At 62.8% G+C, this 14,206-nt stretch carries 9 protein-coding genes; 6 read left to right on the forward strand and 3 right to left on the reverse strand.

The window, feature by feature from the left end; genetic code table 11:
- Positions 1–68: 68 nt before the first annotated feature.
- From V5F63_RS25875 to V5F63_RS25885, 3 genes are read left to right on the forward strand one after another with little or no spacing between them, the layout of a single operon-like run.
- Positions 69–1,859 (forward strand): FAD-dependent oxidoreductase, encoded by a 1,791-nt coding sequence (locus V5F63_RS25875; RefSeq protein WP_298307267.1) that lies wholly within the window; start codon positions 69–71, stop codon positions 1,857–1,859.
- A complete protein-coding gene (locus V5F63_RS25880; protein ID WP_298307265.1) occupies positions 1,838–3,682 on the forward strand; it encodes a 2-oxoacid:acceptor oxidoreductase subunit alpha in 1,845 nt (614 codons plus the stop codon). Before V5F63_RS25875 ends, V5F63_RS25880 begins: the two co-directional genes overlap by 22 nt.
- Complete coding sequence (locus tag V5F63_RS25885) at positions 3,679–4,734, forward strand: 2-oxoacid:ferredoxin oxidoreductase subunit beta (protein WP_298307262.1); 1,056 nt, start codon at positions 3,679–3,681, stop codon at positions 4,732–4,734. Before V5F63_RS25880 ends, V5F63_RS25885 begins: the two co-directional genes overlap by 4 nt.
- Before the next feature lie 179 nt (positions 4,735–4,913).
- Here the strand turns inward: V5F63_RS25885 and V5F63_RS25890 are convergent, their stop codons facing one another.
- The 3 genes from V5F63_RS25890 to V5F63_RS25900 are packed head-to-tail and all read right to left on the reverse strand — an operon-like array spanning position 4,914 to position 9,818.
- Positions 4,914–6,041 (reverse strand): ABC transporter permease, encoded by a 1,128-nt coding sequence (locus V5F63_RS25890; protein ID WP_213375327.1) that lies wholly within the window; start codon positions 6,039–6,041, stop codon positions 4,914–4,916.
- A 2-nt stretch (positions 6,042–6,043) separates the two neighbouring features.
- Entirely contained in the window at positions 6,044–8,830 is a 2,787-nt protein-coding gene (rbbA, locus tag V5F63_RS25895) for a ribosome-associated ATPase/putative transporter RbbA (RefSeq protein WP_394015563.1), read from the reverse strand.
- Positions 8,820–9,818, reverse strand: a complete 999-nt coding sequence (locus tag V5F63_RS25900) for an HlyD family secretion protein (protein WP_394015564.1) — start codon at positions 9,816–9,818, stop codon at positions 8,820–8,822. Before V5F63_RS25900 ends, rbbA begins: the two co-directional genes overlap by 11 nt.
- Positions 9,819–10,153: 335 nt before the next feature.
- Between V5F63_RS25900 and V5F63_RS25905 the strand changes: the two genes are divergently transcribed.
- The 3 genes from V5F63_RS25905 (at position 10,154) to V5F63_RS25915 (ending at position 14,136) form a co-directional block, all read left to right on the forward strand.
- Positions 10,154–10,396, forward strand: a complete 243-nt coding sequence (locus tag V5F63_RS25905; protein ID WP_394015565.1) for a hypothetical protein — start codon at positions 10,154–10,156, stop codon at positions 10,394–10,396.
- 72 nt (positions 10,397–10,468) lie between these two features.
- Positions 10,469–12,877, forward strand: coding sequence for a heavy metal translocating P-type ATPase (locus V5F63_RS25910; RefSeq protein WP_394071850.1), 2,409 nt, complete (start codon positions 10,469–10,471; stop codon positions 12,875–12,877).
- Positions 12,874–14,136 (forward strand): MFS transporter, encoded by a 1,263-nt coding sequence (locus V5F63_RS25915; protein ID WP_394015567.1) that lies wholly within the window; start codon positions 12,874–12,876, stop codon positions 14,134–14,136. The genes V5F63_RS25910 and V5F63_RS25915 overlap by 4 nt, the downstream gene beginning before the upstream one ends.
- Positions 14,137–14,206 lie beyond the last annotated feature (70 nt).

Consider the following 14,206-nt stretch of genomic DNA (forward strand, 5'->3'; position numbering starts at 1 on the left):
GCTCCCAGTCTTGGCGGCAGACCTTTGACGTCGCGCGTGAAGGCACCCCGGATGCAGGAGATGATGAGATGAAACTGACGGACATTTCCGCACCTGACTATTTTCACAAAGTCGTGGACTGTCAGTGGGCCTGCCCGGCGCATACGCCGGTTCCCGAATACATCCGTCTGATCGCGCAGGGCCGCTATACCGACGCATACATGATCAACTGGAGATCGAACGTCTTTCCGGGAATCCTCGGGCGCACCTGCGACCGGCCCTGCGAGCCGGCCTGCCGGCGCGGCCGGGTCGAGGAGGCGCCGGTGGCGATCTGCCGGCTCAAGCGGGTCGCGGCCGATTTCAAGGACGACATCCGCGACCGCCTCCCCAGGCCGACTGCCCACACGAACGGCAAGCGCGTCGCGCTGGTGGGCGCAGGTCCCGCCTCGCTGACGGTCGCGCGCGATCTTGCGCCGCTCGGATATGACTGCACCGTGTTCGACGGCAACCCCAAGGCCGGCGGCATGATACGCAGCCAGATCCCGAAATTCCGGCTGCCTGATTCCGTGATCGACGAGGAATGCGGCTATATCCTCGATCTCGGCGTCACCTTTCATTCCGGCAAGCGCATCGACAGCCTTAAGGCGCTGCTTTCGGAGGGTTATGATGCCGTGTTCATCGGCTCCGGCGCCCCCCGCGCCCGAGACCTTGACATCCCCGGCCGGAAAGAAGCGGCAGGCAGTGTCCACATCGGACTCGACTGGCTGGCGTCAGTGTCGTTCGGGCATGTGACAAGCACAGGCCGGCGTGTCGTCGTGATCGGCGGCGGCAACACCGCCATGGATTGCGGCCGCTCTGCCCGGCGCCTCGGCGGCGAGGAGGTCAGCGTCATCGTCCGCGAGGGCTTCGACGACATGCCGGCGGCAAGCTGGGAGAAGGAAGCGCTCCTCCACGAGGGGATCACCATCTCGGCCGATCTCGCGCCCAAAGCCTTCATCGTCGAGGGCGGTCGCCTGACGGGCCTGCTGGTCGAACCAGTCACGACCGTCACCGAAAACGGCCGCTCCACGTTCGTACCGACGGGCGAGCCGCCGCGGCAGATCGACTGCGACGAGGTCGTAATCGCAATCGGTCAGCAGAACGCCTTTCCATGGATCGAACGCGATATCGGAATCGACTTCGACAAATGGGACATGCCGGTCGTGGCGGAAACGACCTTCGCCTCGACCCACCCCAAGGTGTTCTTCGGGGGCGACGCGGCGCGGGGCCCGAAAAACATCATCAGCGCCGTCGCCCACGGCCACGACGCAGCGCTGTCGATCCACCGCCTGCTGTCAGGCGAGGACATCGGCGAACGCCTGTTACCCCATGTGCAGATCGAGAGCGAAAAGCTGGGCATCCACGAGTGGGCCTATGACAGCGAGGTCACGCTCGACCACCGCTTCCCGGTGCCCTCGCGCGATAACAAGACCGCGCTGAAGGACATCCGCACGGAGGTGGAACTCGGCTATGACCCGGCCCTGGCGCTCGCCGAGGCAGATCGCTGCCTCAACTGCGATGTCGAAACGGTGTTCAGCGGGCCGTCCTGCATCGAATGCGATTCCTGCGTCGACATCTGCCCGATGGACTGCATCACCTTCACCGAGAACGGCGAGGAGCAGGAGCTGCGCCTGCGGCTACGGGTGCCCGCGCTGAACCCGCTCCAGGATCTCTATGTCGCGGACGGGTTGAAGACCGGACGCGTCATGGTGAAGGACGAGGACCTTTGCCTGCATTGCGGATTGTGCGCCGAGCGCTGCCCGACCGGCGCCTGGAGCATGCAGAAATACTTCATCGACATGACCCATGCAGGTGACACATGCCCGACACGCTCGCGATAAGCCGCGTCAACGACTTCGTCGTCCGCTTTGCCAACACCAATGGATCGGGGTCCGCAAGCGCCAACGAGCTGTTCGCGCGGGCGGTGCTGCGAATGGGCGTGCCGGTCGCGGCGCGCAACATATTCCCATCGAACATCCAGGGCCTTCCGACCTGGTACGAGGTCCGCGTCTGCGAGGCCGGCTATCTGGGCGCACGCGGCGGAACCGATCTCGTGGTGGCGATGAACCCCCAGACCTTCGCCAAGGACCAGGCCGGGCTCGAACCGGGTGGATACCTGATCTACGATTCGACGCGTCCCGTTCAGAAATCCCAGTTCCGCGAGGATATCACCGTCCTCGGCGCTCCGCTGGGCGCAATCTGCAACAAGGAATACAACGACCCGCGGGAACGGCAGCTCTTCAAGAACATCATGTATATTGGTGTTCTCGCCGCGGTGCTCGAGATGGACACCGGTGAGATCGACACGCTTATCGGCCGACAATTCGCGGGCAAGGAGCGCCTCATCGAGGCCAACGTCCGGGCCTTCCATCTCGGCCGTGACTGGGCGATCGAAAATCTCCCCTGTCCGATCGGCCTGCGCGTTCGGCGCGCGGACGCCGTCGGCGGGCGCATCTTCATCGACGGCAATTCCGCGACGGCGCTCGGCGCGGTGTTCGGCGGCGCTACGGTCTGCGCGTGGTATCCGATCACGCCCTCGACCTCGATCGCCGACGCCTTCTCCGCCTATTGCGCGCGCTTCCGGATCGATCCCGAGACCGGAAAGAAGCGCTACGCCATCATCCAGACAGAGGACGAGCTCGCTTCCAGTGGCATGGTGATCGGCGCCGCCTGGAACGGCGCGCGGGCCTTCGCGCCGACCTCCGGACCCGGCATCTCGCTGATGCAGGAGTTTCTCGGGCTAGCCTATTTCGCCGAGATCCCGGCCGTGATCATGGATGTGCAGCGCGGCGGCCCCTCGACGGGCATGCCGACGCGCACGCAGCAGTCCGACATCCTGCTCGCGGCTTATGCCTCGCACGGCGACACCAAGCATGTCCTGCTCTTCCCGGAGGGGCCGGCAGAGGCTTTCGAGTTCAGCGCCCTCTCCTTCGATCTCGCCGACCGGCTGCAGACGCCGGTCCTGCTCATGCTCGATCTCGACATCGGCATGAACCATCGGCTCTGTGCGCCGCTGCGCTGGGACGACGACCGGGTCTACGACCGCGGCAAGGTGATGACCGCAGCCGATCTCGACGCCGGCAAGGACTTCGGCCGTTATCTCGACGTCGACGGCGACGGCATTCCCTATCGTACCTACCCTGGCACCCATCCGCGCAAGGGCTCCTTCTTTACCCGCGGCACGACCCGGGACCGCTATGCACGCTATACTGAAGAGGGCGGCCCCTATGTCGACAACATGGAACGGCTGCTAAAGAAGTTCGAGACAGCAAAGGATCTCGTTCCCGGCCCCGTCATCACCCTGGCCAGCACCCCTTCGCGCTACGGGGTGATCTATTTCGGCTCGACATCTCCTGCCATGGACGAGGCAGTCGATCTGTTGGTGGCTGATGGCCATGCTCTCGACCGGATGCGGGTCAGGGCGTTTCCCTTCAACCGCGATGTCGACGCTTTCCTGCGCACACATGAGGCGGTGTTCGTGGTCGAGCAGAACCGCGACGCCCAGCTTCGCACGCTGATCATCACGGAATGCGGCGTCAATCCTGCGAAGCTGACGCCGGTGCTGCATTTCGACGGAACGCCGATCACCGCCCGATTCATCGCGGCCGCCATCGCCGCCCGTCTCGGCGAAGCCGCGAAGCAGAGCGAAAGGGCAGTCGCATGAGTTATCTCGCCAAGCCAAAATTCCATCACCCCGCACTGCCGGAAAACACGCTCGGCTATACGCGACGCGACTATGAGGGGGCGATTTCCACGCTGTGCGCGGGATGCGGCCACGATTCCATCACTGCTGCGATCGTCGAGGCATGCTTCGAGCTATCGATCGCACCGCACCGAGTGGCCAAGATCTCGGGCATCGGCTGCTCCTCGAAGACGCCGACCTATTTTCTGGGAAATTCCCACGGCTTCAACTCCGTGCACGGGCGCATGCCGTCGGTCCTGACCGGGGCCAGCCTTGCCAATCGCGACCTGATCTATCTCGGCGTGTCAGGCGATGGAGACAGCGCCTCGATCGGCCTTGGCCAGTTCGCGCATGCGCTGCGCCGCGGCGTCAACATGGTCTATATCGTCGAGAACAACGGCGTCTATGGCCTGACCAAGGGCCAGTTCTCCGCAACCGCCGATGATGGATCGACGTCCAAGCAGGGTGTCGTCAACATCGACAAGCCCATCGATCTTACCGCCCTGGCACTCCAGCTCGGCGCAAGCTACGTCGCCCGCTCGTTCTCCGGCGACAAGGCGCAGCTCGTCTCGCTCATCAAGGGCGCGATCGAGCACGAAGGCGCGGCCTTTGTCGACGTCATCTCGCCCTGCGTCGCCTTCAACAACCACGAGGGCTCCACCAAGAGTTATGACTATGTCCGCGAGCACAACATTGCGGTCAATCGGATAGACGTGATCGTCGGGCGCACGCCGATCACGGTCGACTACGAGCCCGGCAAGCTCGAATTGGTTCAACAGCACGACGGGTCCTGGCTCCGGCTGAGAAAGCTGAACGCCGAATACAGCGTGCACGATCGCCGCGCCGCAATAGACTTTCTGCTCGAACACGAGGCCAAGTCCGAGATCGTGACGGGCCTGCTCTATGTTGCAAGCGACAAGGATGAATTGCACGCCGATCTCAACACGACAGATACGCCCCTCAATGCGCTGTCGCAAAAGGAACTGTGCCCAGGCATGGCACGATTGGAGGAAATCAATGCAAGCCTTGGCTGAATGTCGCCTCTCGACGATGTTTCTGAGTTTATCGTAACTGAAACGGCGCCATGGCACTGGCGATGGGCGGGCGAGGAAGTATCAATGGACGACCGCGAGCGCCACGCTCCGCGGATTGCGCGAACAGTTGCCGGCTATTCGGTGGAAGAGGCAGGTCTCGACCACTCACGAACAGCACCTTACGACTGTCGTACGAGCATCGACCTGAATCGTGAGAGAGCGGCGGCAAGGAACACCGCCCCCAATGCGGTCATGACCATCAAATCCTTCCAGACGACATCGAGTCCCGCACCTCGATACAAGATCGACTGCGCAAATCTCACAAAGTGCGTCGAGGGCACCGCATACATGATGTCCTGCAGGATCGGAGGCATGCTCTCAAACGGCGTGAACGTGCCTGACAGCAGGAACATGACGACGAACACCGGGATCGCCAGCAGCGCGAACTGCGGCATCGAGTTCGCGATCGTCGCGAGCAAAATACCGAGCGACGTCACCGCGAAGAGATAGATGGCGGTTCCAGCCAGGAAAAGCTCGACAGAGCCGATGATCGGTATCTGCAGCACGAACTCTATGACAACGTGCAAAGAAAAGCCGGCTGCCAGGAGAATGATCAGACCGTTCGCCCAGATCTTCGCTGCGGCAATCTCACTCGGCCGGACCGGCATCACCAGCAAATGTTCAATGGTGCCGTGTTCTCGTTCGCGCATGACGGCTGCCCCGACGAGAATGATCCCGAGCATCGTTACGTTCATGATGATGTCCATGCTCGCATTGAAGCGGATCGCCTCAAGGTTCTGGTTGAACAAGGCGCGGATGACCGGCTCGATGGGAACGACTTCGCTCGTGCCGTGCTGATGCAGAAAGTTTGCCGCCTCGCGGGCGATGATTTCCTGGATATAGGCCGTTCCCACAGCGGCTTGGCTCACGGCCGTCGCGTCGACGTTGATTTGAATCGAGGGGCCACGATTTGCGAGGAGGTCCGCTTCGAGGCGGGGGGGTATCTCCAGGACAAACGTATATGACCCTTTGTCCAACAGCTCGTCGACTTCGGAACGGTCGATGTCGCGCGCTGGGCTGAAGTAAGGCGGCTGCAGCGCATCCTTGATGCGAGACGACAGTGTCGAACGGTCGGCGTCGACGACAGCGACGCTGGCATTGTTCACTTCGGTCTTGAGACCAGTGGCCATAGAATAAACGGCAACTGTAAAAACGTAGATGATCAGCCCGACCATCGCCACGTCACGCAGGACGCTCGCGATCTCTTTGAAACCCAGATAAAGTACGTTGAGGATCCATTGGCGCATCGCTACGAACCTTGCTTGCGGACGGCGAGGCGCGCCAGCAGGAGAAAGACGACCCCGAAGCCGAACAGCACGGCGATTTCGCGCACGAACGCATCGGCATCGAGCCCTTTCGCGAAGACGCCCAGGCTCACGGTCTGAAACCAGAATGCCGGAAAGCCGACCCCCATCGCGCGCGCCAAGCCTTCCAACGTCGAGGCCGGATAGAGGAACCCCGAATAGTGCGCCGTGGGGATTACGGTTAGAACGGCCGTCGCGAAGATCGCCGCGACTTGCGTCGAGACGAACGCGGATATCAGTAGTCCAAAGGCCGTTGCCGCGAACACGTACATGAGCGCTGCGAGAGAAAGGCCGATGAGAGACCCTTTGGCCACAACTCCAAAGAGCGCGCCGGCCAAGAGCACGAGACTGGCGAAGCTGACAAACCCAATCGCAATATAGGGCAATTGCTTGCCGATAAGATATTCGCCCACGGTCGCGGGCGAGGCATACACATTGGTGATGGACCCCATCTCCTTTTCACGCACGACACCAACGGCTGTCAGCATCGCGGGGATGAGGATCAGGAGAAGCATGATCGCGCCGGGCGTGATCGCGAAAACGCTGCGGAAATCCTGATTGTAGCGAAACCGGGGTTCCACATTGATCGGGAGGACCTGTGGAGCGCGGCCGTGCAGCTGGCGGTAGCGATCCGCGGCATAGGTTAGAACAGCGCCCTGGATATAGGCCCGTGCCGTCTCTGCAGGGAACGTCGCGCCACCGTCGAGCCAGAAGCTCACTTGCGGCTGGCGATCCTGCAGAAGGTCGCGACCGAAGCCGGGCGGAATATCGACGGCAAACCGCAGCTCGCCGGATCGGAGACGCCGATCAATCTCAAATTCGTCGTCCAGCCGCGTTTGTTCGACAAAATAACGGGATTGCGAAAACTGCTCCAGGAATAGCCGGCTCTCGTAGGACTGATCGCGATCAAGAACCGCATAACGGAGATTCTCGATGTCGAACGAAATGCCGTAGCCGAACCCGACCATAAGTACGAGCGGGCCGAGGAGCGCAAAGGCGAGCCGAATGCGATCCCGGAGGACTTCCACAGCCTCTCGCCGGGCAAAGGCCCAGACTCGGCGCAAAGAAGCCGACGACGACCTATGCGATGATTGGGATACCGACGATGTTCCCTTTTGGACATTATCCGGGGCACCGATCGGCTTTGGGGCAGCCGCCAATGAAGGCGCTTCCTTCATCACTTTGGACGCAGGCGGCGCTGACGCCTCCTCCAGATAGGCAACGAAAGCGCCCTCGAGAGTCGTGGTGCCACGAGCGACGCGAAGCTCCTCCGGGCTGCCGACGGATAAGACACGGCCCGCATGCATCAAGGATACGCGGTCGCACCGCTCGGCCTCGTTCATGAAGTGGGTCGATATGAAGATCGTTACACCGTCGCGGCGCGACATCTCGACGAGGAGGCGCCAGAACCTGTCGCGCGCTGCCGGATCGACGCCGGATGTGGGCTCGTCAAGGATCAATATTTCAGGCCGATGCAAACAGGCGGCGGCAAGCTGGAGCCGCTGACGCATCCCGAGCGGGAGCGACGCCGGCGAGGCGTCGGCAACGGCGTCGAGGTCGAAACGGGTAAGCGCCGCGGCGACGCGCAGCCTGAGTTCGCCCGAGGGAATGCGGAAGAGACGTCCGTGCAGCTCCAGATTCGCGCGGACGGAGATCTCTTCATAGAGCGAGAACGCTTGCGACATGTAGCCGATGCGCATTCTTGTTGCGATATCACGGGCGTCGATCGGTTTCCCCAGCAGCTCAGCTCGCCCTTCGCTCGCCGGCAGCAGTCCAGTGAGCATCTTCATCGTCGTCGTCTTGCCGCAGCCGTTCGACCCGAGAAACCCAAAAATCTCGCCGCGCCGGATGCGGAAACTGACATGATCGACGGCGGTGAAATCGCCGAAGCGCATGGTCAGGGCCTCTGCGACGATCGCCGGAGGCCCGCCGCTCTCCAGCAGCGGCGGGATTGCCAATGCCGCCTGATCGCCGCGCCGTTCGGGGCGCTGTAGCGCGACATAGGCCTCCTCCAGCGTACGCGTCGCGGTCCGATCAAGTAGCCCCGCCATGTCGCCGGCGGCGATGACCTTGCCCTCGTCGATCGCTATGATGTGGTCGAAACGCGCGGCCTCCTCCATATAGGCGGTCGCCACCAGAAGTGTCATGCCGGGGCGCTCAGCACGGATCCGTTCGATCAACTCCCAGAACTGACGCCGTGACAGGGGATCGACGCCGGTCGTCGGCTCGTCGAGGATCAAGAGGTCCGGATCGTGGATCAGCGCGCAGCACAGGCCGAGCTTCTGCTTCATCCCGCCCGAGAGCTTGCCGGCGAGGCGGTCCGGGAATGGGTCGAGCCCCGTGGCGGTCAGCAGGCCCGCGATGCGTGAGCGACGTTCGTTCTCGCTCTGGCCATAGAGGCGCCCGAAGAAATCGATGTTCTCGACCACCGAGAGCGTCGGATAGAGGTTGCGGCCGAGGCCTTGCGGCATATAGGCGATGCGCGGCGCGACGATGTCACGGTGAGAGCTCGATGCCATGTTGCCGGAGAGGGCCGTCACGGTTCCGGACTGGATGCGCTTGACGCCGGCGATCAGGCCAAGGAGAGTCGACTTTCCGACGCCATCGGGGCCGATGAAGGCCGCCGTCGATCCGGAGGCGATCGATAGGCTGACGCCGTCAATCGCAACGGTGTCACCGTAGCGGTGATGGACCGAATCGACTCGAACGGCCGGCTCGGCATCAGCGGACATCCGGAAGCCTCGGCGTCAGATTCGTCGGCCACGCCGCTCCGGGCTGGACCTTGACGTAGGCGTTGCCGGTCATGCCGGCTTTGACGTAAGCGCGATAGGTCTCGATGAGCTTCGGATCGATGTGCAGCTTGACGCGGTACATCAGCTTCTCGCGCTCGTTCGCGGTCTCGACATATTTCGGCGTGAACTGCGCTTCCGAGGCAACGAAGGCGACTGTTGCGGGAACGACGTAGCCGGGCGTACCATCCAGCATGATACGGGCATCCGACCCGAGTTCGACGCTGCCGACCTGGCTCGTCGGCAGGAAGATCGTCATGTGGACGTCGGAAAGGTCGAGAAGGGTGAGTACCCGCCCGCCGACAGCTACGACCTCCCCGGCCTGTGCAAGACGATACTCGACGCGACCCGATACCGGCGCTTTCAGCGTCATGTCCGCAATTGCGGCTTCGATCTGGCTGACCTGGGCCTCAGCCGCCTCGACGGCCGCCTTGGCGTCCTCGATGGCGACTTTCGCGCTATCCAGCGAGGCCTTTGAAATATCCCTTTGCGCCGTGCGGCGATCAAGTTCCGCTTGCGTCGCCGTATTCGTGCGCATCAGTTCGACGATGCGCCGGAGCTCGACTTCGGCAAGCTTCAACTCTGCCGAGCGGAGAGCCACATTGGACTCGGCGATGGCCACACCCTGGTGGCTGCGGTGCACGGCAGCTCTGGCTGCCGCGAGTTGCGCAAGAATTTCGGTCGTGTCGATGCGGGCGAGGATGCCATCCTTCTGAACATCGGCGCCCTCGTTGACGCGCACTTCGGCGAGGCGGCCCGCGTACTTGGTAGCGATGTCGACGCGTTCGACTTCGATCCGGCCATTTGCCCGGGCCAGTCCCGCGGGGACGCGGGTCGCCTGTTGCCTCCACCAATAGGCATAGCCGGCAGCCCCGGCGGCCGCGAGGATGACGACGGCAATGATCGGAGCAATACGCACATTCTCATCCATGTTAGGCGAGTAGTCGGCGCCATCGTGGAAACGACTTCAGCCAACCCTGGGGAGAGCGATTTCTGGATGCGCGATTGACCCCCTTCGGCGTATCGCAGCGATGCAATTCGAAATGCCGCCAAATGAGACAAGCGGAACACTGAGTCTGAAGGGGTCGTCAGCTCCGGGAGCGATGCGCGACCCAAGGATGCCGATCCTTAATCGAGATTAAAGATGGCTGACCGGGCCATCGCCTAAGTTTGAAAATCAGGAAATGAGAGTGCGGGTGCGGCATGGGGCGACAGCGCCCGCAATGGCGCTATCTATCGTCGTGCCCGCAAGCAGGAGTCACCGGAATGAGCACCACGTCTGCCGACCAGACCAAGACGACCTCCGAGCATTCGGTCCCAAATGCCTCTTCCTGCTGCGATGGCCATGCCGGCGCAGAGGCCGCGGAGAAAGCGAATGCTCTTGGCTCCTGCGGCAATTACGAAAATGCTGCGGCGCCCGACACGGTCGCGCCCGCTGGCGAACTGGACAAGTCAGTCTCCAGTGCTGGTCATCACCCGAAGAAGACCGGCTGCTGCGGCGGCAGTTGACAGCGCGATCCGTGAAAAAGGCGGGTGGTTCGTGGTGGGCATCCGCTCCGATTTCGACAGGAGACGCCGGTTGTGACGACCACAACAATTGACGTGGAGCAATTCTTCGATGTGCTCGATCCGCTCGTGGTCGAGAAGCGCCTGCGTCGATTGCCCGGTGTCACCTCCGCCGCCGTCAACTTCGCGTCCGGCACGGCTACGGTCGGCTTCGACGAGACACGTACCAGCCTGGAGACCATCCAGGCCGAGGTGATCGCCTGCGGCTTCCATTGCCGCGGCGAGGTGGTTCCGAGGCACCAATGCGTGCCAAACGAGACGACCGTGCCGCCGGCGCATCCGGCGGCGCCGCATCGTCATGGCGCCGGTCACGCGGGCCACGGGGCGCATCCTGCCTCTGGGACGCCGGGTAAGGCGATGCCGATCTCGCACGATGCCATGGCCCATGAGATGGGTCATGGCGCGGGAATGGACATGCAGGGCATGGTCCGGGACATGCGCAACCGGTTCTGGGTCGCGTTGATTTTCTCCGTGCCGATATTTCTGCTGCAGCCGATGGGCATGGATTTCCTGCGCATCGATCCGCCATTCGGCCTCGATCGCGAGATCCTCCTTTTCGTTCTCGCGAGCGCCGCGATCCTCTATCCGAGTTGGCCCTTCGTCGTCGCGGCGATCCGCGCGCTGCGCAACGGCGTGCTCAACATGGCGGTATTGGTGCTGCTCAGTGTCGGCACGGGCTACCTGTTCAGCGTCGGCTCGACCTTTTTCTTCAAAGGCCAGCAGTTCTACGAGGCTGTTGCCGTTCTGTTGGTGTTCATTCTGCTCGGACACTGGCTTGAGATGCGGGCACGAGCTGGCGCGTCGGAGGCAATCCGTCAGCTCATGGACCTCGCGCCGCCCAAGGCCACGGTGCTCAGGAGCGGTGCCGAGATCGAGATCCCGACCGCCGAGGTCCTACTGGGCGATACGGTCATTCTGCGTCCCGGCAACAAAATCCCTGTGGACGGCGAGGTTTTCGAAGGTCGCTCCGACGTCGATGAATCGATGTTGACGGGCGAGTCGATGCCGGTCTCGAAGAAGCCGGGCGACATGGTCATCGGAGCCACCATCAACAAGAGTGGCAGCTTGCGCTACAAGGCGACGAAGGTGGGTGCCGACACGGCCCTCGCCCAAATCGTCAAGCTCGTCCAGGAAGCGCAGAATTCCAAGGCGCCGGCGCAGCTTCTCGCCGATCGGGCCTCGCAATGGCTTGTGCTCGCGGCGATCCTGATCGGTCTCGTCACCTTCGCGGTCTGGTATTTCTGGATCGGTCAGACCCTCCTCTTCGCGCTGACGCTGACCATCACCGTCTTTGTCATCGCCTGTCCCGATGCGCTCGGGCTCGCCACGCCGATGGCGGTGATGGTGGGAACCGGGCTCGGCGCGATGAACGGCATCCTGTTCAAGAACGCGTCCGCGCTGGAGGATGCGACCAAGCTCGACGTCATCGTTTTCGACAAGACCGGCACGCTGACCATGGGTCAGCCGCGCGTGGTCGACGTGATCGCGGCAGGCCAGGCGTCGCCCGATGAGGTGCTGCGCATCGCGGCCGCGGTCGAGCACGGTTCGGATCATCCGCTCGCGCTGGCGATCATCGAGCGCGCTGAAGGGCTCACTGTGCCGGACGCGCAGTCCTTCCTCAATCTCGAGGGGAAAGGCGCCCGCGCCGAGATCGAGGGTCAGACGACGTTTCTCGGCAACCGTCGGCTCATGGACGAGGAAAAGATCGGCCTTGACGAACTCGCCGATGCGGCGGAGCAGTTGAAGGGCGCCGGCCGAACCGTGGTTCATGTCGCCCGTGGCGGCCGCCTTCTCGGCATCGTCGCGATCGCCGACGCACCGCGCCCGACCGCCCAGGCGACCGTAGCCAAGCTGCGCGAGCGTGGCGTCCAGGTCGCCATGCTGACCGGCGACAACGCCGGCACGGCGAAGCGAATCGCCGCAACTCTCGGCATTGATATGGTGCTGGCCGATGTACTGCCGGGCCAGAAGGCGGCGAAGATTCAGGAGCTGCAGGCACAAGGCCACAAGGTCGGGATGGTCGGCGACGGCGTCAACGACGCTCCGGCACTCACCCAGGCCGATGTGGGGTTCGCCATCGGTGCGGGGACGGACGTCGCCATCGAGAGCGCCGACGTCGTGCTGATGAAGAGCGATCCGTACGACATCGTCGGCGCCATCGAGCTCTCCCGCGCAACCCTGCGCAAGATGCACCAGAACCTGTGGTGGGCCGTGGCCTACAATGTCATCGCCTTCCCGCTCGCAGCGGGCGTGCTCTACCCAATGCTGCTGAGCCCCGAAATCGCCGCTCTCGCCATGTCGGGCAGCTCGGCTCTGGTGGCGATCAACGCCCTGATGCTCAAGCGCACACGGCTGGCCGGCATCACGCGCGACAGCAGAGTCCAAAGTGGTTCAACGGAAGCCGCAGTCGAGGCGGCGGCGTGATCGCGGCAAGTTCCTTCCAGCCATTGCGATGGTGGATGATGATCTCATTGCTTCTAGCAATGTTCACGATTACCGTGGGTTACGGGTTCCTTCTGCCGATACTTCCGCTTGCGATTCAACGGATAGCAGGAACGACGGATCCTACTGTCCTATCGCGGCATACCGGCATACTGACCGGAACCTACACCCTCGCGCTGTTTTTGTTCGCACCACTATGGGGCCGCCTTGCGGATCGGCATGGTAGCCGCCCCGTGCTGCTCGCGGGACTGATGGGGTTCTCCTTGACCCTGGCACTGTTTGCGCTCGCCGATGGCCTCCCTCTGCTCTATCTCGGCCGCTTCCTGAACGGGTTGTTCGCGGCTTCCATTGTGCCCGCAGCCTATGCCCTTGTCGGCGACTATGCTCGGACCAAGGAATGGCGCGCGCGCCGCTTTGCTCTGCTCAACATTGCCGGTGCCATCGGCTTCCTGGTCGGGCCGATGCTGGGAAGCTTCACCGTGGTTGTCGCCCGCGAACTCCTTCCAGGCTCGGGCGAGGCTGCAATTTCCCTTTCACCCTATTTAACGACATCGGGCTTTTCGCTTCTGGTGGCGCTGGCAGTATGGTTCTTTGTGCCTGACGCCATGGAGCGCGGCGTAAATCAGGAGGGAGTTGCAAGTGGGCCTGAGGGCCGTGCCGCCCTTCCACGCCTCCTTGTCATTTCGTTCGTAACCGCCGCGGCTGTGGGTGCCTTCGAAGTCGGCCTGTCGCTTCGCGGAATGCAAGTTCTCGACATGAGTACCTACCAGATCGGGCTCATGTTCAGTGTGTGCAGCCTCGTCATGTTGGTCGCTCAAACGATCATCTTCTCGCCGCTCGTCAAGCCGCAGACCACACGCTGGTTCCTCACGCCCGCCCTTGTTGTCTTGGCAGTGAGCGTCGCCGCCGTGCCATTCGCCGCAGCGACCGTGCCTACGGCCATCGTCGTAGCCGCGATCGCGGCCAGCGCTGGTATCCTCTCCCCCATCGCGACGTACTGGATTTCGCTCAGTGCGGGGGAAAGGCAAGGAGCGGAATTGGGTCGGCAGACTGCGGCCGCAAGTCTCGGCCAAGCGGCAGGATCGGCCGCTGGCGGTCTGCTGTTTGGGGTTTCCTTCGTGCCAAACGCGCCCTTCACGCTAACGGCCCTCGTGGTGCTGGGAGGCGTCGTCGGAAGTCTTGGTATCCCGGGCCTCCTGGCACGGGTTAACTCTCCCGCCGCTCTTGAAACGGCGCACTGATGGATTTCGGCGCCTTTAGATCGCGATTCAGCGAGAGAATGGGAGTTACGAATTGGCAAGCCGAAGATAT

Source organism: Xanthobacter wiegelii, from assembly GCF_043193855.2.
Lineage (GTDB): Bacteria > Pseudomonadota > Alphaproteobacteria > Rhizobiales > Xanthobacteraceae > Xanthobacter > Xanthobacter flavus_A.

Coding starts and splice junctions, on each gene's coding strand:
- V5F63_RS25875 (WP_298307267.1), top strand. CDS start 69: ATGAAACTGACGGACATTTCCGCACCTGACTATTTTCACAAAGTCGTG.
- V5F63_RS25885 (WP_298307262.1), top strand. CDS start 3,679: ATGAGTTATCTCGCCAAGCCAAAATTCCATCACCCCGCACTGCCGGAA.
- V5F63_RS25900 (WP_394015564.1), bottom strand. CDS start 9,818: ATGGATGAGAATGTGCGTATTGCTCCGATCATTGCCGTCGTCATCCTC.
- V5F63_RS25880 (WP_298307265.1), top strand. CDS start 1,838: ATGCCCGACACGCTCGCGATAAGCCGCGTCAACGACTTCGTCGTCCGC.
- V5F63_RS25905 (WP_394015565.1), top strand. CDS start 10,154: ATGAGCACCACGTCTGCCGACCAGACCAAGACGACCTCCGAGCATTCG.
- V5F63_RS25890 (WP_213375327.1), bottom strand. CDS start 6,041: ATGCGCCAATGGATCCTCAACGTACTTTATCTGGGTTTCAAAGAGATC.
- rbbA (WP_394015563.1), bottom strand. CDS start 8,830: ATGTCCGCTGATGCCGAGCCGGCCGTTCGAGTCGATTCGGTCCATCAC.